Source organism: Schaedlerella arabinosiphila (assembly GCF_003885045.1).
Lineage (GTDB): Bacteria > Bacillota > Clostridia > Lachnospirales > Lachnospiraceae > Schaedlerella > Schaedlerella arabinosiphila.
The window spans coordinates 4417087-4438630 of sequence record NZ_RHJS01000002.1 but is presented as its reverse complement, the minus strand read 5'-3'; the positions used below and the strand labels follow the sequence as shown (position 1 = coordinate 4438630).

The window sequence follows — 21544 nt, the reverse complement described above, 5'->3', positions numbered from 1 at the left end:
TATGGAGAAGGTATTGTTAAAAGGAAATGAGGCGCTTGCCGAAGCGGCAGTTGCCGCTGGCTGCCGTTTTTACAGCGGTTATCCGATCACGCCGCAGACAGAAATCCTGGAGTATCTTTCATGGCGTATGGAGGAGGCAGGGGGAGTTTTCATTCAGGCAGAGTCAGAACTTTCCGGCATCAATATGGTATTGGGAGCGGCGGCAGCAGGCGCGCGTGCATTGACATCCTCGTCCGGCCCGGGATTTTCTTTAAAGCAGGAAGGGATATCCTATCTGGTTGCTGCGGATCTTCCGGCGGTGATTGTAGACGTGATGAGGATTGGAACCGGTCTAGGAGATATTTCACAGGGGCAGGGGGACTACTGGCAGCTGACGAGAGGCGGCGGTCATGGCGACTACCGGACGATAGTGCTGGCGCCGGCATCCGTACAGGAAAATGCGGATTTGATGGCTGAAGCATTTGATTTGGCAGAAAAATACAGGCATCCTGTCCTGATCGCATCCGATGCCGCGATCGGCCAGATGATCGAAGCGGTGGAGATTCCAAAATGGCAGGAACACAATATTGATAAATTTGAATGGACCGTGAAGGGCTGCAAAAAAGGGGAAGAACACAAAAAGATACAAAATGTTTACTATACCTGCCCGGATTATGAAGCGTATCTGCTGAACAAGTATCGGGAGATAGAGGAAAAAGAGCAGCGCTATGAAGCAATCCAGGTTGAGGACGCTGAGATTGTATTGGTGGCGTATGGGATCAGCTCCCGGGTCTGTATGGAGACGGTAGAACTGGCTCGTGAAAGGGGATGGAAGGCAGGACTGATCCGACCGGTAACTTTATGGCCGTTTCCATCGGAAGCATTCCAAAAAGCCTCTAAGGCTAAACGGTTTCTGTCTGTGGAAATGAATATACTTGGGCAGATGGCAGATGATATCAGGCTTGCAGTCGGCGGAAAGATACCTGTGGAACATTATGGATCTATATTCGAGATTCCGGAACCGGAAGGGCTGTTGGAAAAAATAAAAGACTGGCTGAATAAGGAGGGAGATTGAGATGCGCTTGAAAGCTCCTGAAACAGTAACCTTTACAAAAAGCGGGTTCTGCCCTGGCTGCGGTCATGGCCTGGCGGTAAGGCTGATCGCGGAGACGGCGGAAAAAATGGGGTTAAATGAAAAGCTGATTACTGTAGTGGATGTGGCCTGCGGCTCACTGAATATAAATTCGTGGAAATTTGATACCATCATGGCGGCCCACGGCAGACCCATTCCCACGGCAATCGGAATCAAAAAGGTGCGCCCGGAAAATCCGGTGCTCGCCTATATCGGCGACGGAGCCGCCTACGCGATCGGAATGGCGGAAATGATGCATGCAGGCATCCGAAACGATAATATTCTCACCGTGGTGATCAACAACGGGCTGTTCGGAATGACCGGAGGGCAGTGCGCGCCCACCTCCCTTCCGGGACAGGTAACGACTTCTACACCCCACGGGAAAGATCCTGCAAAATGGGGAATGCCGTTTCAGATTGAAAAAGCATTTTCAGGATTACATATTGCATATCTTGCAAGAGGAAGCCTGGCGGATGCAAAAGGAATAAGGATCAGTAAAAAATATATCGAGACTGCTTTTGAAAAACACATGGCCGGCGAAGGCTTCTGCCTGGTGGAACTGCTGTCGCCATGTCCGACAAATATGAATATGGCGCCTGTAAAATGCGTGCAGAGGATCAATGAGGAGATGATTCCATATTTTCCGTTAGGTGAATTAAAGAAATAGAGAGGTTGTATGTCATGAAAAATGAAATGATCTGTGCCGGATTTGGAGGCCAGGGGGTGCTTACGGCCGGAATGATCCTGGTTGAAGCGGGAATGAGATCCGGTAAAAACGTCCTGTTCTATCCCTCCTATGGTTCGGAAATGCGGGGCGGGACAGCAAATTGCACTGTAAAAATCAGCGATAAGAGGATTGCAAGTCCTGTATCGAAGCACCCGGATATTCTGCTTGCGCTGAATACGCCTGCGGTTGATAAATTTGAATCCTGTGTAAAAAGCGGCGGTATTCTGCTGGTCAATTCTTCCATTGTACCGGATGACCGGGAATTTCGGAAAGACATTTCGGTGATCAAAGTTCCGGCTACAGATATTGCGGCGGAAGAACAAAATTTAAAAGCGGCCAATCTGGCCATGTTAGGAGCATTGGCTGCCTGTACGGATTTATTTGATGTAGATTATCTGGAGAAGGCAATCCTGGGATTTTTTGAGAAGAAAGGGAAATCCATCTACAATAAAAAGAATGCGGCATGCTATCAAAGAGGCGCTGCCGCGGTAAATACGGAGGAATGATCATATGGATTTGACTAAGCTAATGAAACCCAGATCCATGGCTGTTGTAGGCGCAAGCGAAAAAGAAGGGTTCGGAGGAGACGTATGCAGGAATATCCTTACCTATACAAAGGACTTGAGCAGGATCTATTTTGTAAATCCAAAAAGGACTACGGTTTTTGAACGGCAATGTTTCCCGTCCATTTCTGACATCCCGGATGAGATTGATCTGCTGATTCTCTGCACTCCCCAAAAGACGATTCTGCCGCTTCTTGAAGAAGGGGCAAAGAAAGGATGCGGAGGGGCGGTCATCTATGCCAGCGGGTATGGGGAAACCGGAACAGACGAGGGCCGCAGAAATGAAAAGGAGCTTCTGGAAAAGGCCAGGGAGCTGAATATTGCCGTTATGGGCCCCAATTGCGCGGGCTATATAAACTATGTGGATGATATACATGCATTTGCATTTGTCTCTGAAAAAAGAGAGAGGAAAGGCAATGTGGGAGTCATATCCCAGAGCGGGCAGCTTTGCCTTTCTATGATGGACAGCCCTTCCATGCGGTTTTCCTATAATATTTCAGCGGGAAATGCCAAAGGCGTACAGATGGAAGATTATATGGAATTTCTGGTCAACGATAAAGATACCAAGGTGATCAGCTTGTATTTGGAGGGTGTCAAAAATGTAAAAAAATTCATCGATACGCTCAGAAAAGCAGCACAGATGAAAAAAACAGTCGTTGTTCTGAAAGCGGGAAGAAGCAGCAAAGGTCAGGCAATTGCCGCCTCCCATACAGGGAGTATGTCTGGAACAGATGCGTCATTCGAAGCTCTTTTAAAGAAATTCGGGGCAATCCGGGCAGACGATCTGGAAGAACTGATTGCAATGTCCCTGTTACTGTCAACCATTCCGAAGCTGCCTCAAAGGCCGGGATTTGCATCCATGAATCTTTCGGGAGGTGAGACTGCCATATGTGCGGATGTGGGATGGCTGAATGGAATCTCGTATCCAGATTTCGCTGAAGAGACACTTCGCGCATTGAAGGAATTGCTTCCGGATTATGCAACGCCGAATAATCCGCTGGACATGACGGCAAGCTTATCTTATGATGCAGATTTGTATGCACAGGCGCTTACGGCCGTTATGGATGATCCGGGCGTAGGAATGGTCTTGATAGGTTATACGCTGCTATATGAGATTGCAGACCCGGCGATTCACTATATGTATGAAGGAATCAAAAAAGTAATTCAGGAAAAAGGGCAGAGCTGTAAACCGATTGCTGTGATTCCCTTTGCGGAAAATACACGAAATCCGGAATATCAGGAAAAGCTGCTTGGCATCGGAGTTCCGATTCTTCCGCCGCCGCTCTATGCGTTCCGAATGCTGAAAAAACTGGCTGACCATATAAAGCCGGATCATGCACGGGGAAATTATGACATTGCTTTGCCGGAAACAGCCGGAAAAACATCGTATGCATTGTCGGAGCATGAAAGTAAGCTGTGCCTGGAAGCATTTGGGGTGCCTGTGGCTGCGGAACGGGTTGTGACTTCTGCCGACGAGGCCCGGGATGCGGCAGAGTCAATGAACGGGCCGCTGGCAATGAAAATAGAATCGGCAGATATTCTGCATAAAAGTGATGTGGGAGGAGTCATTCTGAATGTTTCAGATGGCAGCAAAGCCAGGGAAGCATATATCCGGATAATGGAAAATGTAAAGAAAAACTGTCCGGATGCTAGGATCAACGGCGTCTTAATGGCTCCCATGCTGAAACCGGGATTGGAAATGATTCTTGGAGTCAATAACGATCCACAGTTCGGGCCGATGGTCATGGTTGGACTGGGCGGCGTATTTGTGGAACTGTTCCGGGACGCGGCGGTATATCCGGCTCCGCTTGGGAAGGAAGAAGCATTGGATATGCTGCGTTTTCTGAAAGCATACAGGATGTTGGAAGGATATCGGGGCGGAGTACGCTATGATATTGACGCTCTCTGCGAAACCCTTGTATCTGTTGGAAAATTTGCGGCTGCAAACAAAGATACATTAAAGGAACTGGATATCAATCCGTTGTTTGTCTACCCGGAAGGCGAAGGCGTTGGCGTGGCCGACAGCCTGATCATCAAATACATGGAAAGATAAAAAAGGTTTTTGAGGCATGCTATGAAAAAAAGATTCAATGAGATAAATATAAAAATTTTCATTCCATCCTGTCTGGCTTTGATTCTTTTAACACTGTTATTGCTTTTACAACCGGAAAAATCCGGAACAGTTATCCTGGATCTGTTTGACCTGTGTACGGAAAAATTTGGCTGGCTATATCTTACGGCATGCCTTGCAAGCTTCATTTTTTTGTTTTGGCTTTCATTCGGCAGATTCGGGAAAATGAAGCTGGGAGACAAGAACGAAAAGCCGCGGTATTCTAATCTTTCATGGATTGCAATGCTGTTTACGGCAGGAGTCGGAACAAGTATCGTGATTCTGGGCTTCCTGGAACCGATTTATTATGTGAGCAGCCCTCCATTCCAAATAGAACCTCTCAGTGAGACGGCATATGAATATGCGCATATGTACGGCCAATTCCACTGGGGATTCAGCGCATGGGCGCTTTACAATCCGGCGATCATCGCAGTTGCCTACATGATGTATGTGAAAAAAGATCCGAGTATACGCCTGAGTACCGCCTGCAGCGTTATAATGAAAAAATCTGCAGACAGATGGCCGGGACACTGTATTGATATCCTCGTTGTTTTTGGAGTGGTTGGGTCTATTTCCACATCTCTTGGGATCGGAACCCCGGTTCTGGCCGACGTGATACGGAATGTATTCGAAATTCCGCAGCAGTATGACTTTATGGTCAAGATGATCGTACTGATTATCTGGATACTGATTTTTGGGGCAAGTGTGTACCTTGGCCTTGATAAAGGGATTCAAAGGCTGAGCAATATAAATATAGGAATGGCATTCCTGTTTATGCTGATTGTTTTGCTTGCAGGCCCAACGGTTGATATCCTGAAGATGGAGGTGAACAGCATCGGGCTGTATGCCGATGAATTTTTTAGAATGAGTACCTATACACAACCTTTCGGGAGCGGTGAATTTACGAAGAGCTGGACCGTGTTTTACTGGGGCTGGTGGATTGCGTTTATGCCCATGATGGGCATGTTCGTAGGGAAAATCTCACGTGGGAGAACGATCCAAAATGTAATGTGGGGGCAGCTTGTCTGGGGGACATTGGGCTGCTGCTTCAGCTTTATGGTTTTCGGCGGATATTCATTATATCTTCAAAAAAGCGGTAAAGCAGATCTGGTCGATATTTTGAACAGAGAAGGGCAGAGCGGCGCAATGATCGCAATCCTGAAGACGCTTCCCATGGCAAAATTCATGATGCTGTTTCTGTGTATCGTATGCTTCATTTACCTTGCCACCACAATTGATTCCTGTGCTTATGTGCTTGCGGGAGTAACGACAAAAAAGCTGGGGGCGGAACAGGAGCCGGCGAGATGGAACCGTCTTTTTTGGGCAGTTGTTTTTTGCCTGCTCTCCATTGCGTTGATGCTGATCGGCGGGATTGAACATGTAAAAATCATGTCTGTCGTGACAGGGCTTCCGCTGGTTCTGGTGCTGTTTCTTTTAATGCTGTCCGTAAAGCGGACATTGGAACATGATATATCCGAGAAATAAATGAACATATTCAGGAACTGCCGCGCAGCCTTTGACTTCGCGGCAGTCCCTTAGAAAAGGAGAACGATATGGAAATGTATTATGGCAGTATATTTAACGAAGTATTTGGGCCAGTCATGGTTGGAACGTCAAGTTCCCATACGGCAGGGCCTTACCGGATCGGGGCGGCCGCCCGAATGCTGCTGGGTGAAGAGGTGCGTAAAGCCCGTATTTCTTTTGACCCAGGAAGTTCGTATGCGGCTTATTATAAGCTTCAATGGTCAGACAGAGGATTTACGGCGGGGCTGCTGGGGATTCCGATTGACAGTGAGGGGATGACCGATGCGTTGGAAATTGCCCGGGAAAAAGGCATGGAGGTACACTTTGCAATTGAGACAAAGGAAAATAAAGAACCCAATTATGCCTGTTTGGAATTGACGGGAAAAGACGGCAGCCAGCTTGTGCTGGGCTCCACATCAATTGGGGGCGGCGCGATTGAGCTGATCGAGATCGACACATATCCAATCTATATCAAAGGAGATTTTAATACTGTATTTCTTTACTTGAATAAAGACACAGATCTGGAAGAGATAAAGAGACAGGCAGAAAAAATCATTATCGAAGAATTTCGGATGAAAGAAAGCAGTACAGGGGACGGAAGTATTGTATATCTGGAAACGAGAGAAAATCTGACAGAGGTACAGCGGCAGGCGCTTCTTGAAATTCCGCAGGTTGCAAAGGTACGGTATACATCACATGTGCTTCCTGTTCTGTCGCGGTTCCGTTATGAGAATATTCCGTTTCGAACCGCTGCGGAGGCGCTTGCATTTGGAAAAGAGAACGGCATTACACGCGCAGGCGAGCTGGGGATTCTCTATGAAATGGCAAGAAGCGGATATTCCCGCGGGCAGGTAATGGATATTATGAAAAATATAATCCATGTGATGCGGGAATCAGTCAAACGCGGCATCAACAACATGACTGAAGAAAAAATCGGAGGACTCTATCCGATCAAGGCTGCAACAATGTACCGAAATATCAGAGAAGGAAACACGAAGGTTGCGGACATCGGGATTTTGAATGAGATCGCCTGTGTGGCAATCGGTGTTCTGGAATCTGTGGAAATCGAAAGGCCGGGAGCAGTTGTGGCGTCTCCGACGGTTGGATCGGTTGGGATTCTGCCGGCGGCGGTCGTTTATCTGGGGGATAATATGAAGCTCAGCGACGATGAGATCGCGTCCGCAATGTTTGCGGCCGGAAGTGTAGGTGTATTTGTAGCGCATCAGGCAACTTTCGGCGGAGAGGTGGCGGGATGCCAGGCAGAATGCGGGTCCGCAGGCGCGATGGCTGCGGCAGGAGTCGTGGAGATGCTAGGAGGAACCGCTGCCCAGGCATATACAGCGTCAACCGTAACCCTGCAAAATATATTAGGGCAGATTTGTGATGCGGTTTCTGTCGGGTATGAGCCGTGTAATGCGCGGAATGTACTGGCAGCGGTGAACGCGGTTTCCACTGCAAATATGGTTCTGTGCGGTTTTTCAGTAGAAATTCCATTGGATGAAACAATTGAGACGATGAACCGTGTAGGAAGGCAGCTGCCGACTTGTTTAAAAGGAACCTATGGAGGACTGTGCTGTACGCCGACAGGACAGAAGATTGCAAAAATCTGCGAAGGAGAATAATAAAACAACTCGTTATAAAGGCTGAATATATGTGGATGACAGATCCCCAAATTGCTTTTGGATGCAATGAGGGGATCTGTTTGCAATTATATTCTTCTGGAACTGGAAGAAGTGAAAAAAGTGACAGAACAGGCCAGGCTGGACGAACACTTCGAAGCGCTTCCGTTAAAAGAAAAAGCTGCTTATCTAACCGCACAATTTCAGAAGGCGGCAGAAAAACAGGGCGTTTTATTAAAGCTGAGAAAGAAAAAATAGTGTAAAATCGTATTGAATTGTGAAATGTGCACATATTTACTCGGGTAAAATTGTAAACATTGCTGTATTGACGATGAAATAAATAAATGATATAGTAAACATATCAATAATAATGATAAAAACAAAGAAAAAATATAGATTATTAACAGTAGATCGGTTGTGAGACTCTAATATGGGTCTTACCCCGATTCTTTCTTTTTTAAAGAAAATTTACCCGGGTAAATAGGAGGAGAGATGAAGATCACAAGAAATGATGTGGCGAAACGAGCAGGAGTCTCTAATGCGACGGTATCTTACGTTTTGAACGGAAGCGGTAAAATAAAAGAAGAGACTGCAAAACGAGTATGGAAAGCGGTCAAGGAGCTGGATTATCATCCGGATATGATTGCGCGCAGCATGTCGAAAAATGAGACTATGCAGCTTGGGATTGTATCGGAGGATGTGGCGAATCCGTTCTTTGGAGAAATTGTAAAGGGATTCGAAAGCGCAGCGAATAATCAAAATTATTTCGTCAATATATGTACAGGTATCCATAAGCTTGATGAGTACTTCGACAACTTCATTACCAGAAGGATTGACGGAATTTTTTTAACCGCGCTGCCCCATAAATATTCCAATGAAAAGCTGTTTAAACTGGTTGAACATGGAGTCAGGGTAGTTGTCAGCGGAAATGTGAATGTAGATTACCGCAGGATCGCTTCTATAGAAAACGATCATCTGGAGGCCATGCGGGACGCCATGGAATACCTGTTCGGATTGGGACACAGGCACATTGCGTATCTGAACGGACTGGGAAAAGAAATGTCCAATGATCTGCGCTATGTGGGGTATAAAAAAATGGTGGAAAATCTGGAACTCCCCTGTGGGTATGATCTGTTGATCAATGGAAAATATCCATATGCAACAGGGGTAACGGAAGGCTATGAAGAAGCAAAGAAACTAATGCAGCTGGGGAACAAATTTACCGCGGTAATCTGTACGAATGATATGATGGCATTCGGTGCCATGAAGGCGCTCCAGGAGAATGGCCTGCGCATTCCGCAGGATGTATCGGTCATGGGATTTGACGGAATCGATCTTGGACAATACTGGCATCCTTCACTGACTACGATGGCTACTGATAAAAATGCATTTGGAAAGAAAGCGTTTGAATTGCTGTATGCAAGTATTAAGGATGAAACAATTGGCTATTATAAAAACAAATTGAAACTGATTGAACGTGATTCCACAGGAATCTGCCGATAGTACGGCAAACGACAGAAAAGGATTTCCAACCACACAGCTGGAAAAGATTTCTGAGTGTATTTAAGATGATATTTACCACAGTATATTCCGGATTTGCGCGCGGCTGTGGAAAATATAAACAACACACAATTCTCCACTTACAGCGTAAGCAGTAATGGAATCTCTGCCGCCGAACGACAGGTGAGGAGGCAGTATACAAAATGAGGAGGAAAGAAGAATGAAAAAACGCAGGCAACTTATTTCTCTGCTTCTGGCAGCCGTTATGGCATCCGCACTGATCGGCGGCTGTGGACAAAAGACTCAGAATACTCAGAACTCTCAGGAAACCCAGGAGGCAGATACAGGGGAGGCGCCGGGGGAAGAAGAGAAAACATCTGACGCAGAATGGGACACTGGCAAGGACGATACGATCACGCTTTCTGTGATAAATAATTTCTATACAGCAGGGGAAAAGAAACTGGCTGAAGAGTATATGAAGCTGCATCCCGAGACAAAGGTTGTGGTAGACGTGGTATCCGACAATGATGCTTATAAAGCCAAGATGATGACATCTCTGGACGGGGACCGCAAGAACGCGCCGGATATCGTACATGGCAATTTTGTAGGAATGGCGCTGACGAATAACAATGTGGGAATCGCAGTTGAAAAAGGATATCTCTACGATATGACAGACATGCTGGAGGAAGAAAATCCATATAACGGCGGGAAAGTCAAAGATGCGTTTACGGATGAAGACCTGCAGTTGGTACTGAGTGAAGCCGGAGGAAAGTATATGCCGTGGCTTCCGTTTGACAAGATCGGATTTGCCTTATTCTATAATAAAGACCTTCTGGATGAAGCAAAAGTAGATATTCCCGAGACATGGGAAGACCTTCAGGAGGCATGTGAAAAACTGAAAGCAGCCGGATATGATGTCCCCATTTCCGCAGGTCCGGAAAGCTTCCGCCTGTGCAGTACGATTGCAGATGCATACTATCGGGGGAACACCAGCGATATCCTTGTTCAGCCGGGGGACGCATTGTGGGATGAAAGTACAATGTCTGCCAATGAAGACTTCGAGTTTGATGAAAGCAATCCGCTTTGCGACCAGTTTACTGTGTTCAGCGTAGAACGTCAGATGAAATATGCATCAGAAAACGGGATCACTACGGAGGCGAATAAAAAGATATATGATGAGTTCTATACGGTAGGAAAATATTTTCCGGATAACTGGATAGCGGCAGACAGTACACAGGCTATCGCTGATTTTGAGGGACAGATTAGCCCATTGCTGTATCAGGCAAGTTTTAACGCCGGTATGATCATGAATGATATCAATGCCCTTCCGGAAGATATGAGTTTTAACTGGGGAACCAGCCAGATCGGCGAGTTTCGGGATCCGCCCGAGGGGTTCGGCTCTACCCTGCGCGGATACTGGGATTTTGGAAATATTATGAGTATTATTGATACGGATGATGCGGATCACCTGGCGCGCATAAAGGATTTCTACAAGTTCTGGTATTCTGTTGACGGGGCGAAGATGTGCTTCGAAGAGACATTGAATAACGGAAATTTCGTACAGGGACCATGTGTTATCAAAGGAGTGACCCTGGATGAGGAGCTGGAAGCGCTTCTGGCCGGATTTGTGTCCGCGCCTGCCAAGGAATGGGCATGGGCAACAGGAATGCAGTGGTCAACTTCCGCAGATACTCCAAAATATTATGATTATATGAACCAGTTTACAAGCGGCAAGATTACGGTGGATGAATATCTGGAGAATATGGAGACAGTATACCAGAACTACAATAATGAATCAATCGACCGGGCCGGATTTGACCTGGACCCGACGACGGCAGACCAGGCAAAGGAGTAATACAGAAAATCTGTCACCGGCAGCTTTTCTGCATACAATGGTATACAAAAAACCTGTCACTGGCAGCTTTTTCTGCATACGATAGTATGTAAAATCAGACGAGGCCATAAATGGGAGACTGTCATTTATGACCTCGCCTTTTTCTATTAAGAGGTAAAATATATGAAAAAAACATTATTTTCAAAACTGCTGCCCTACCTTTTCATTGCGCCGACGTTTATTTTGATGGCAGTTTTTTCGTATTATGCAATCGGAAAAGCAGTAGTATCTTCTTTCACGGATTCCACATTTGGAATACGAAGCAGTTGGGTGGGATGGGCGAATTATATCCAGGCATTCCGCGATGATATGTTTATTACCTCCTTCCGCAATCAGGTCTATATCACACTGACAACGGTATTCAACAGCGTGTTCTTTCCGCTGACGGCGGCGGAGCTGATCTTTTTTATTCGCCGGAAGAGGCTGGCCGAATTTGTGAAAACAGCGTTTGTTGTACCCATGCTGGTGCCGTCGATTGTCATCATTTTAATGTGGAAATATCTATACAATCCGAATTTTGGATTTAATACGATCTTAAAGTCGTTTGGACTCGGGCAGTATGCGCAGAACTGGCTGAACAATGACTCGACGGCTCTGATCAGCATTATACTGATTGGATTTCCCTACATTGCCGGTATGTATTTCCTGATCATGCATACAGGGATGAATATGATCGGAGAGGAGCTTTATGAGGCTGCGGTCATCGACGGCGCAACACCAATGCAGGTGGTCCGTTTTATCCATGTACCGAATCTGAAGCCTTATATAAAAACCATTGTGACCCTCTCCATGATCAGCAGCCTTTCCGGCTTTGGAAATGTCTTTGCAACCACAGGGGGCGGGCCCGGATACTCCACGATGATTCCGGCGCTGCAGATGTATAAGATCGCATTTGGCGACGGAAAATTCGGATATGCTTCGGCGCTTGGTGTTTTATTGATGATTGCGATTGTTGTTTTGACATTATTCACACGAGGACTGTTCGGGAAGGAGGAATAGACTTGAAAAAAAGAAAAATTACGGCAGGATTCATCCTCAGCAGACTGCTGCTGATACTGCTTTTGTTTCTCACTTTTTTCCCGATTCTGGTCATGATCAATATGTCTCTCAAACAGAGCGTTATGATCACCAATGACTTTTTCGGATTGCCCAGGACAATCTACTGGCAAAATTTTGTAAAAGCCTTTTACTTTGTAATCCGGCCAATCGGAAATTCACTGTTTGTCTGTGTGGTTTCTCTGATTGGAATTCTGATCGTGGTCTCCCTTTCCGGATATGCGTTTGGAAGAATGCGGTTTAAAGGGAGAAAAGTACTGTTTGGAATGGTGCTGGTGGTGATGATGATCCCATATACGCTTCTGATCGTGCCGGATTATGAAATCGTTGCGAAGATGGGGCTCTTGAATTCCTTCTGGTCCCTGATCATACCGTATATATCCGGCCAGCAGATTTTCGGCATTATTCTGGCAGAATCTTTTTACAGAGAAATGCCGGGCGACCTCTTTGAAGCGGCGAAGATTGACGGGGCCAGCGAACTGCAGCTCTTTACGAGAGTGGCGCTTCCGCTGTCAAAGCCGATTCTGATCACGGTAGGGATTACGGCAGGTGTTGCAATGTACAATGACTATATCTGGCCAACGATCACGATGACCAGCGGGGACGAGATGAAAACCTTCTGCCAGATTGTATTTAATAATGCGGCGGGAAAAGGGAGCAATGATCTGGGATTGATTGCCGCAGCATTTATAATCGGAACGATTCCGCTGCTGGTAGCGACGGCAAGCTGCCTGAAATATTACGTGCAGGGAATGTTGGGAGGCGCAGTGAAAGGCTGACGTGTTTTGCTTATGGGGATGAAAAAATATCATATGCTAAGGCGCTTTAGGAAAGGATAAAAAAATGATTAGAGATAAAAATGAAGATATACAGCTTACCTGTGAATATCTCGCGGCCCCTTTGGGAATTCAGAACCTGTCTCCGAGATTTGGATGGAGGGCAGTGAGAAACTGCTGCAGAACCACACAGGAAGCATATCATATCCAGGTATATGAACATTCTGGGGATTGTGTCTGGGACAGCGGAAAGGTATGCTCTGACCGTTGTACGGCAATTGAATATGAAGGGAAACCGCTGAATAGTTTTCTGCGGTACCGTTGGCAGGTTACACTATGGCTGCGTGAAATCGGGAATGGCGGAAAGACATTTTGTGAACCGGTCAGGGATATGCCGGATGCGCAAGAGAAACCGGCTCTGCGGACAGAGAACAGAGAGGACGGGGCAGAAACGTTTCAGATACAGGCAGAAGATACATTTGAAATGGGAATTTTAAATCAGGAGGAATGGAACGGAAGCTGGATTTGTGCAAAAGAGCTGGATTTCGGTGCAGTGCCGTTATTCCGCCGTGAATTTGCGGTTGAAAAGCTTCCGGAAAAGGCAAGGGTATACCTTTGCGGGCTGGGATATTGCGAAGCATGGATCAACGGACAGAAGCTTGGAGATGCGTTTCTGGATCCAGGCTGGACAAACTATAATAAGACTGTGCTGTACCGCGTCTATGATGTGACAAAATTACTTCGTGAAGGAAAAAATATCTTTTCCGCGGAGCTTGGAGGAGGCTGGCTGGCACTCGACCATGAAGCATTTGAGATATTGATCGGCAGGCATCCGGTGTGGACATCAGAACCGAAAATGCTGTGCAACATTTATCTGGACGGGCGGTGCATTGCAACGGAGGCAGATGGAACGTGGATGTATGCTGAAGGACCTGTACGCGCACACAATCTGTATGACGGCGAGTACTATGATGCTTCCGGAGAAAAAAGGGGATATCGTCTGCCCTCATACCAGATTGCAAAAGGAGAATGGAAGGAAGCGGCGGCAGCGCAGAGACCGGCGGGGCGCCTGCAGAGCCAGATCATGCCGCCGATTCGAATGGTGCGGGAACGGGAACCCCAATATATAGAATATATTGGGGAAAAAGAGAATTTTTCAATCGTTGTGGACTTCGGGGTGAATTTCTCAGGCTGGATCAGGCTGGCAGTATCCGGTGAAAAAGGCAGGAAGCTTCGGATTTTGTATGGAGAAACACTGAATCCGGATCATTCGGTAAATCAGTTAAACTTACGTGCGGCAAAAGGAGAAGATATTCTGGTGCTTGGGGAAGAAAAGACAGTTTTTTTTCCGCACTTTGCGTATCACGGCTTCCGTTATGCTCAGATTGTTATGGGAGAAAATATTGTGCTGGAAGAAGTGACGGGATGTGAGGTTCATACGGATGTGAAAAGAGCCGGAGCATTCTCCTGCTCAGATCAGATGCTGAACCGAATCCAGGAGACGGTCCGCCATACGGAATTGAATAATCTGCACAGCGTGCCCACCGACTGTCCGCAGCGCGATGAGCGGCTGGGCTGGCTGAATGATATGACGGTCCGTTTTGAGGAAGGCTTATATAATTTTGACATGCTGCTGTTTTATGAAAAATGGCTGCAGGACATAGCGGCTGAGCAACGGGAGGATGGAGCAATTCCAGATACAGCGCCTTATTTCTTCGGAGAAAATCCAGCCTGTCATATTTCCAGCGTATACCTTCTGCTTCCGTGGACGCTATATTTGTTTTATGAAGATCGGCAGATTTTGAAGAGACATTATGATAGTTTCAAAAAATATCTTCTCTTTAAGCTGGGCGAACGTGACGGGAACGGACTGCTTCCGGAAAAATATCTGGGCGATTGGGCTCCGCCGATGACAGAAGCTTATCTTGGAATCGGGGAAAATTCAATTCCAAAGAACCTGACGCATAGTTTTATGACAACAGGCTATTTATACTATGACTGCAGGATCATGGAAAAAATCGGCACCGTGCTTGGACGCATGGAGGATGTACGGATGTACTGGCAGGAGGCAGAGAAAATTAAAGCAGATCTGAACCGCGTTTTTTTAAAAGCGGAAGGCTGCTATGATACAGGAGCCCAGGGCTGCAATTTGTTTGCACTGTTTTTGAAAATCGTTCCTCAGGAGCAGAAGGGACGAGTATTGGACCATCTGCTGAAGGATCTGGTGGAAAAAAGGAAGTACCATGTGACAACCGGCAACCAGATGACGAAGTTTCTGTACGAAGTGCTCAACCAGGAGGGGCTGGACGGGATTGCCTGCCGTGTGGCTGCGGCAGATACATATCCCAGTATAGGATTTATGCTGAAAAACGGGGCTACTACCATATGGGAACGCTGGGAGAATCTGACGGGAAAGCATATGAATTCTCACAATCACCCGATGCTGGGGGCATTTACGGTCTGGTTTTATAAAGGGCTTGCAGGCATTCGGCTGGATGAAACGTGCAGCAGAAGGCTGCAACTGCGTCCGGCGGTGACAGAAGAGCTGGATTATGCGGAGGCGTCTCATGAATTTTGCTGGGGTACGTGTACTGCCGGGTGGAAAAGAAAAGGGCAGGAGGTTGTGTATTCCTTTGAAATACCGTGGGGCATGACGGCGGTACTGGATCTGTCAAACTGTACATGCTCCCATGACAGGATACTGTGCAATGACGCGGAGGTTTCCAAGGAAGAGCTAAGCGGACGGATTTTTAAAAGCGGTGTCTATCAGGTAAGGCTGCTTTGAGAAAAGGGGCGGGAAGCAGGCATCTTTTGCGGCCTGCCGCGCAAATGGAGAATATTGCTATGAGAATTACCAATTTACGGGTGAATCATTTGAAAAATCCATGCGGATACAGAATGGATCAACTTACTTTTTCCTGGATTACAGAAAATAAGGAAGGGAAGGAGCAGAAAAAAGCCCGTCTATGTATCAGCGAAGACCGAACATTTAAAAAACTGTGCTATGACAGCGGAAAGAAAAAGGATATATCCTCTGTCGGATTCAGCCCGGAGTTTCCCCTTCAACCGGAGCGGCTCTATTATTGGAAGGTGGAAGTATGGGATGAGCATGGACGCCGCGGTGTCAGCAAACCGGCATTTTTTAGAACCGGGAAAATGGAACGCGGATGGAGAGCGGACTGGATTACCTCCGGGCTGGGAGAGCAGGTCCAGCCTTTATTCCGGAAGATATTTGACATTCCGCGGAAAATACGGAGGGCCTGGGTATCCATAAGCTGTCTGGGGCTGTTTGAATTGTATATCAATGGAAGGAAAGCAGGAGAGGAGTATCTGACACCATACTGCACCCATTATACGAACTGGCTGCAGTATCTGACCTGGGATGTAACCGCGCTGTTGAAAAAAGGGACCAATGCAATCTGGATTATGACAGGAAATGGCTGGTACAAAGGCAGATTTGGATACATAGACGGATTGGACAGGCTATATGGAGATACTCTGGGAATCATCTGTGAGTTGTCCGTGGAGCTGTCCGATGGAAGTACACTGTGTGTTCTGTCTGATGAAAGCTGGAGGTGCTGTCCATCCGCGGTAATCGAGAGCAGCATTTATGACGGGGAGATCTATGACTGCAGAAAAGAATATTCCGGATTTTCGCTGTCCGGCGCAGAAGGTCCGAACTGGAAAAATGTGGAAAAAATGCAGCCTCCGGAAGGAATGCTCACGGAGCGGCTGAGTACGCCGGTATCTGTCCAGGGGCAGAGAAAGCCAGTGCGGCTGATCCATACGCCGGCAGGAGAGCAGGTTCTGGATTTTGGGCAGAATATGACAGGATGGGTACAGTGCCGTGTGAAATTGGCCGAGGGGCAGATACTGAGACTGCAGTATGGTGAGATTCTTCAGAACGGAAATTTCTATAACCGGAATCTGCGCACGGCAAAGGCGCAGTACTGCTGCATCGGTGACGGAAGGGACAGAGTCGTCCGGCCTCATTTTACATTTTACGGATTTCGATATGTCCGGGTGGAAGGGATTGAAAAAGTGAATCCGGAGGATTTTACTGCGCAGCTTCTGCACTCGGATATGGAGAGGACCGGAAGGATCGTGACATCCAATGAAAAAATCAACCAGCTATTCGAAAATATCTGGTGGAGCCAGAGAGACAACTTCCTGGACGTGCCCACCGATTGTCCCCAGCGCGATGAGCGGATGGGCTGGACCGGAGACGCTCAGGTGTTCTGTGCATCGGCCAGCTTTAATGCGGATACGTCAGCATTTTACAGGAAATATTTGTTCGACCTGCTGCTGGAACAGAAAAAACGGGGAGGCAGTGTGCCCCATGTAATCCCGGACATTCTGCGTCAGATCAGTCTGAGGACCGGCGAAGGAGAGGAAGACCCGTCGGGGTCCAGTGTATGGGGAGATGCGGCGGCAGTCATTCCATGGACCTTGTATCGGTTCTACGGAGATAAGGCTTTGCTGAAGGCGCAATATGAATCCATGAAATTATGGGCCGATTACATGTACTCTTGCGACCGGAACAACGGCGGAACCTGGTTATGGGAGTCCGGCTTTCACTTCGGGGACTGGCTGTCCCTTGACCAGCCGAATCCAGAAACACCCTTTGGAGCAACAGATCCATTTTATATTGCCTCCGTGTTTTATTATTATTCTACCGTGCTGACAGCGAAAGCCGCACATGTGCTGGGATACCGGGCGGACGCTGCGGCATTGGAGGAACGTGCCGGGAAGATCAGGCAGGCGGTTCGTAAGAAATATTTTACCGCGGAGGGAGAACTGCGGCTCGATACGCAGACCGCAATGGTGCTTGCTCTGCATATGGACCTCGTTCCGGCTGGATCACGGCGCCGTCTCGCAGGGAGGCTGAGCCGGAAAATAGCGGCAAACGGCGGACACCTGGATACCGGATTTGCGGGAACACCCTACCTGTGCCTTGCCTTATCGGAGAACGGAAAAAATGAGGATTCCTATCATCTGCTGCTGAATGAAGAATATCCGGGCTGGCTTTATGCGGTGAATCTGGGGGCGACTACAATCTGGGAACGCTGGAATTCGGTTCTGCCGGACGGGTCCATTTCAAAGACAGAGATGAACAGTCTGAACCATTATGCCTATGGATCTGTTGCAGAATGGATGTACCGTGTGATGTGCGGACTGAATCCGGAGGAAAAGGCTCCGGGGTTTGTGCGTGCAAGAATCAGTCCGCTGCCGGATGATATGATGGAATGGGTGAAGCTGGAATATCGGTCCGCTGCCGGAACATATCGGATCAGCTGGAAAAATCGAAAAAATACCATACAATACCGGATTACAGTGCCTTTTTCCGCGCAGGCGGTATTCATCCTGCCCCAGGGCCAGCAGTTCAAAACGATCAGGTCAAAAGACGGGGAGCCTGCAGGGACAGGAAGGAAGCTCTATTTAAAAAGCGGCACCTATCAGATTACGGCATATAAACATTAGCGGAGATTACAAGTTATGACAGGAGAGAGATTGTGGACCAGAAAGAATTATTCAGAAATCCGCCGGCGGCATACAGGGGAAAACCATTTTGGGCATGGAACGGGCGGCTGGAAGAAAAGGAACTGCTGCGTCAGATAGATGTGTTTCAGGAGATGGGATTCGGAGGCTTTTTCATGCATTCCAGAACGGGCCTGGAAACAGAGTATCTTGGAAAAGAATGGTTTGAGGATACTTCGGCATGTATCAGATATGCTGAAAAAAAGAAGCTGGAGCCGTGGCTGTATGATGAAGACCGCTGGCCGTCCGGAAGCGCCGGCGGGATGGCAACCGCAAAACGAAAGTATCGTGCCTCTTTTTTAGAGGCGGAACAAAAAGATCGGATCGATTGGGAAAAGGAGGCAGAGGAAACAAACGGGAAAGGAAAAGAACGGATCGCCTGCTTTGCCTGCCGGATGGAGGGCTGTTCGTTTTCACGGAAGCGAAGGCTGGAAACAGGAGATGCGCTGCAAGACGGAGAGACTGCATTGCTCTTTTCGGTTGTGGAAGCTCCGTGCAGAGAGGTGTATAACGGAAACACCTATCTGGATACGATGAATCCGGAGGCAGTAAAGTATTTTATCGAGCTGACCCACGAAAGGTATGCGGCCGGGCTGTCAGAGGAAGATTTCGAGAAAGTATGCGGCATTTTTACGGATGAACCTCACAGAGGACCTCTGTTTACATCGTTTAACGGCGGGCGGGAAGAGTGGGTGCCATATACCCCAAAGCTATTTGAAACATTCCAGGAAATGTATGGATACGATCTGAGGGAATTTCTTCCTGAACTTTTCTTTCGGGAGAAGGGGCAGCGCTTGTCCAGGGTGACATATCACTATATCGCGTTGTGTCAGGAATTGTTTCTGGACAGCTTTGCAAGGCCGATTCAGGAATGGTGCGCAAAGCATCGGATGAAACTGACAGGCCATGTGCTTCATGAAGATTCGTTGATCGCGCAGACGCTGATGCAGGGATCTCTGATGCGGTTTTATGAATGCATGGATATCCCGGGAATTGACCATCTGCTGCGCGACAACCGCTGCTTTTGGATTGTAAAACAGGCGGTATCCGTGGCAAAACAGTTCAAAAAGCCCTGGGTGCTTTCCGAATTATACGGAGCTACAGGGTGGAAGTCCACACTGGAAGAGTACAAGCAGATCGGAGACTGGCAGGCATTGTTCGGCATCAATCTGCGCTGCCCCCATCTGGCGTGGTATACCATGAAGGGAGAGGCCAAAAGAGATTACCCCGCAAGCATCTCCTTCCATCTTGCGGGCTGGAAGGAATATCGATATCTGGAAGATTATTTTTCAAGGCTTCATGTGTTTTTAGAACAGGGAGAGGAAAAGGAAGGGATGCTGGTGATCAGCCCGGTAGAAAGTGTATGGGCCAGATCCAGCAGCGGGGCATATGACGGACTGGAAAGCCGGGATGCTGTGATCAATCAGATTGAAAACGATTATGAAAAACTGTTTGAAATTTTGACCCGCAATCAGATTGGATTTGATTATGGGGATGAAGGAATCCTGGCTTCCCACGGGTCGGTGCAAGACGGCATCTTAAAGGTGGGGGCCTGCAGGTACCACGGAGTTATTATTTGCGGGATGCAGACGATACGCAGCAGCACGCTTCTGCTTTTGAGGCAAATGGAGGGTACCGGAGGAACCGTGATCTTCGCCGGGGATGTTCCCGCATACATGGATGTGCTGCCATCTCGGGAGGCCGCTGTCCTGGCGGAAAAATGCATCCGGGTACCCATGGAAGAAAACCGGATTGTAAAAGCCTGTGAACAAGAAAGGACGCTGATTGTTTCCGGAGAGGGAAGAAAAGATATCCTGGTCTGCCGGAGAAAAAACGGCAGCAGGACTTATTATATGATGCTCAACCAGAATCGAAAGGAATTGCGGAAACATATCGTCATCCGGTTTGAACATCTGGAAGAGCTGGAAGAGTGGAATGCCCGTACAGGAGAAGTGACTTCCATTCCGGTAAGTACAGTTTTGGGGAGGACAGGAACGTATACGGAGTATATTCTGGACTTTGCCCCAGGAGAAGAAAAACTACTCTGCGCAAAAGCTTCTTGTACTCTGCAAACCGGCGGGGAAACATATGCTTCGGAAAAGAAGCCGGGCGGAACTGCCGTAAATGCATATCAGTATGGTGATTCTGCCGCAAATCCGGTATTGGAAAAACAGGCACGGGTTCAGAGTATCCCGCTTCCGGAAAGCAATTTCTTCCGGCTCTCCGAAAAAAACTTATGTGTATTGGATCGGGTCTCGGTGTGCTTCCATTCTGTGGACGGGAAGGAATATCGGCTTGGGAAAATGGAAGTGCTTCGTGCGGACCGAGAGATGAGAAGGATTCTGAGACATCCGATGCGCGGCGGGGAGATGCTGCAGCCATGGTATTCCATGAAGTATAAAAAGAATACAAAGGAAAGGCAGCAGGTTGCAATAAAGTATTCTTTCCGGATACAGAAAAAGACGGGAATGCTTACCCTTGTATTGGAAAATACGGAGCAAATTCTCCGGATACGAATCAACCGCATGGAGGTGCCGCTTTCATTTCAGAAAAAGTGGATTGATGTCTGTTTCGGGCAAATTGAGCTTTCGGAGGATCTGCTGCGGGAAGGAGAAAACGAAATTGAAATCTTGCAGGAGTTCAACGGGCAGGATGGGTTGGAGGCGGCATATCTGCAGGGTGATTTTTCCGTATATCTGGAGGACGGAAAAAATCCGGTACTGGGAGAGCTTCCAAAGAAGTTGGAATGGGGAGACATTACACAGCAGGGATTTCCGTTCTATTCTGGAATCGTCACGTATTGTATTCCGGAGCAAGAGGAATATCAGGGGAGAATGAGGATTACGGCAGGCAGTTGGACGGGATGGACGATGTCCTTTATGGATGCCTGCGGGAGTGAACATTTTGCAGGTTTTGCACCTTATACGGTCTGCTGTGACGGATTAAGAGAGATCCGGCTGTTTTTAACGAGAAAAAATACATTTGGTCCGCTGCATGAGAGGGAACCGAATCCGGAGATGTGTGAACCGGACAGTTTTCTGACATCCGGAAAAAAATGGTCGAAAGCATATGTACTGCAGGCGCAGGGAATCATGGAGCCGCCGAAATTGGAGTTGATTGAGTAAA

At 47.6% G+C, this 21544-nt stretch carries 14 protein-coding genes; all 14 read left to right on the top strand.

Translation table 11 applies throughout. The features are described from left to right. The first annotated feature begins 1 nt into the window (after position 1). The 14 genes from vorB (at position 2) to EBB54_RS20905 (ending at position 21543) form a co-directional block, all read left to right on the top strand. On the top strand, positions 2–1054 hold the full coding sequence (vorB, locus tag EBB54_RS20970) for a 3-methyl-2-oxobutanoate dehydrogenase subunit VorB (RefSeq protein WP_125128838.1): 1053 nt from the start codon (positions 2–4) through the stop codon (positions 1052–1054). 1 nt (position 1055) lies between these two features. Then, the gene (locus EBB54_RS20965; RefSeq protein WP_125128837.1) at positions 1056–1778 is read left to right on the top strand and encodes a thiamine pyrophosphate-dependent enzyme; all 723 of its coding nucleotides are present in this window, start codon (positions 1056–1058) and stop codon (positions 1776–1778) included. A 14-nt stretch (positions 1779–1792) separates the two neighbouring features. Then, the gene (locus EBB54_RS20960) at positions 1793–2344 is read left to right on the top strand and encodes a 2-oxoacid:acceptor oxidoreductase family protein (protein ID WP_125128836.1); all 552 of its coding nucleotides are present in this window, start codon (positions 1793–1795) and stop codon (positions 2342–2344) included. Positions 2345–2348: 4 nt separating this feature from the next. Then, complete coding sequence (locus tag EBB54_RS20955) at positions 2349–4454, top strand: acetate--CoA ligase family protein (RefSeq protein WP_125128835.1); 2106 nt, start codon at positions 2349–2351, stop codon at positions 4452–4454. A 21-nt stretch (positions 4455–4475) separates the two neighbouring features. Next, positions 4476–5996, top strand: coding sequence for a BCCT family transporter (locus tag EBB54_RS20950; protein ID WP_125128834.1), 1521 nt, complete (start codon positions 4476–4478; stop codon positions 5994–5996). A 68-nt stretch (positions 5997–6064) separates the two neighbouring features. Further along, positions 6065–7657 (top strand): L-serine ammonia-lyase, iron-sulfur-dependent, subunit alpha, encoded by a 1593-nt coding sequence (locus tag EBB54_RS20945; RefSeq protein ID WP_125128833.1) that lies wholly within the window; start codon positions 6065–6067, stop codon positions 7655–7657. Positions 7658–7723: 66 nt separating this feature from the next. After that, a complete protein-coding gene (locus EBB54_RS20940; RefSeq protein WP_125128832.1) occupies positions 7724–7912 on the top strand; it encodes a hypothetical protein in 189 nt (62 codons plus the stop codon). Positions 7913–8146: 234 nt separating this feature from the next. Then, positions 8147–9157 carry a LacI family DNA-binding transcriptional regulator gene (locus EBB54_RS20935; RefSeq protein WP_125128831.1) on the top strand — a complete coding sequence of 337 codons (1011 nt, stop codon included), beginning with the start codon at positions 8147–8149 and terminating at the stop codon, positions 9155–9157. A 217-nt stretch (positions 9158–9374) separates the two neighbouring features. Next, the gene (locus tag EBB54_RS20930; RefSeq protein WP_125128830.1) at positions 9375–11009 is read left to right on the top strand and encodes an ABC transporter substrate-binding protein; all 1635 of its coding nucleotides are present in this window, start codon (positions 9375–9377) and stop codon (positions 11007–11009) included. Between the two features lie 162 nt (positions 11010–11171). Beyond that, on the top strand, positions 11172–12047 hold the full coding sequence (locus EBB54_RS20925; RefSeq protein ID WP_125128829.1) for a carbohydrate ABC transporter permease: 876 nt from the start codon (positions 11172–11174) through the stop codon (positions 12045–12047). Between the two features lie 2 nt (positions 12048–12049). Then, positions 12050–12883, top strand: a complete 834-nt coding sequence (locus tag EBB54_RS20920; protein ID WP_125128828.1) for a carbohydrate ABC transporter permease — start codon at positions 12050–12052, stop codon at positions 12881–12883. A gap of 64 nt (positions 12884–12947) precedes the next feature. Beyond that, positions 12948–15665, top strand: coding sequence for an alpha-L-rhamnosidase (locus tag EBB54_RS20915; RefSeq protein ID WP_125128827.1), 2718 nt, complete (start codon positions 12948–12950; stop codon positions 15663–15665). A 59-nt stretch (positions 15666–15724) separates the two neighbouring features. Further along, entirely contained in the window at positions 15725–18361 is a 2637-nt protein-coding gene (locus EBB54_RS20910; RefSeq protein WP_162307176.1) for an alpha-L-rhamnosidase, read from the top strand. A 32-nt stretch (positions 18362–18393) separates the two neighbouring features. Continuing rightward, entirely contained in the window at positions 18394–21543 is a 3150-nt protein-coding gene (locus EBB54_RS20905) for a glycosyl hydrolase family 2 protein (protein WP_125128825.1), read from the top strand. The last annotated feature ends 1 nt before the right edge of the window (position 21544 follow it).

Coding starts and splice junctions, on each gene's coding strand:
- EBB54_RS20940 (WP_125128832.1), top strand. CDS start 7,724: ATGAGGGGATCTGTTTGCAATTATATTCTTCTGGAACTGGAAGAAGTG.
- EBB54_RS20955 (WP_125128835.1), top strand. CDS start 2,349: ATGGATTTGACTAAGCTAATGAAACCCAGATCCATGGCTGTTGTAGGC.
- EBB54_RS20925 (WP_125128829.1), top strand. CDS start 11,172: ATGAAAAAAACATTATTTTCAAAACTGCTGCCCTACCTTTTCATTGCG.
- EBB54_RS20965 (WP_125128837.1), top strand. CDS start 1,056: ATGCGCTTGAAAGCTCCTGAAACAGTAACCTTTACAAAAAGCGGGTTC.
- EBB54_RS20915 (WP_125128827.1), top strand. CDS start 12,948: ATGATTAGAGATAAAAATGAAGATATACAGCTTACCTGTGAATATCTC.
- EBB54_RS20960 (WP_125128836.1), top strand. CDS start 1,793: ATGAAAAATGAAATGATCTGTGCCGGATTTGGAGGCCAGGGGGTGCTT.
- EBB54_RS20910 (WP_162307176.1), top strand. CDS start 15,725: ATGAGAATTACCAATTTACGGGTGAATCATTTGAAAAATCCATGCGGA.
- EBB54_RS20950 (WP_125128834.1), top strand. CDS start 4,476: ATGAAAAAAAGATTCAATGAGATAAATATAAAAATTTTCATTCCATCC.
- EBB54_RS20945 (WP_125128833.1), top strand. CDS start 6,065: ATGGAAATGTATTATGGCAGTATATTTAACGAAGTATTTGGGCCAGTC.
- vorB (WP_125128838.1), top strand. CDS start 2: ATGGAGAAGGTATTGTTAAAAGGAAATGAGGCGCTTGCCGAAGCGGCA.
- EBB54_RS20935 (WP_125128831.1), top strand. CDS start 8,147: ATGAAGATCACAAGAAATGATGTGGCGAAACGAGCAGGAGTCTCTAAT.
- EBB54_RS20930 (WP_125128830.1), top strand. CDS start 9,375: ATGAAAAAACGCAGGCAACTTATTTCTCTGCTTCTGGCAGCCGTTATG.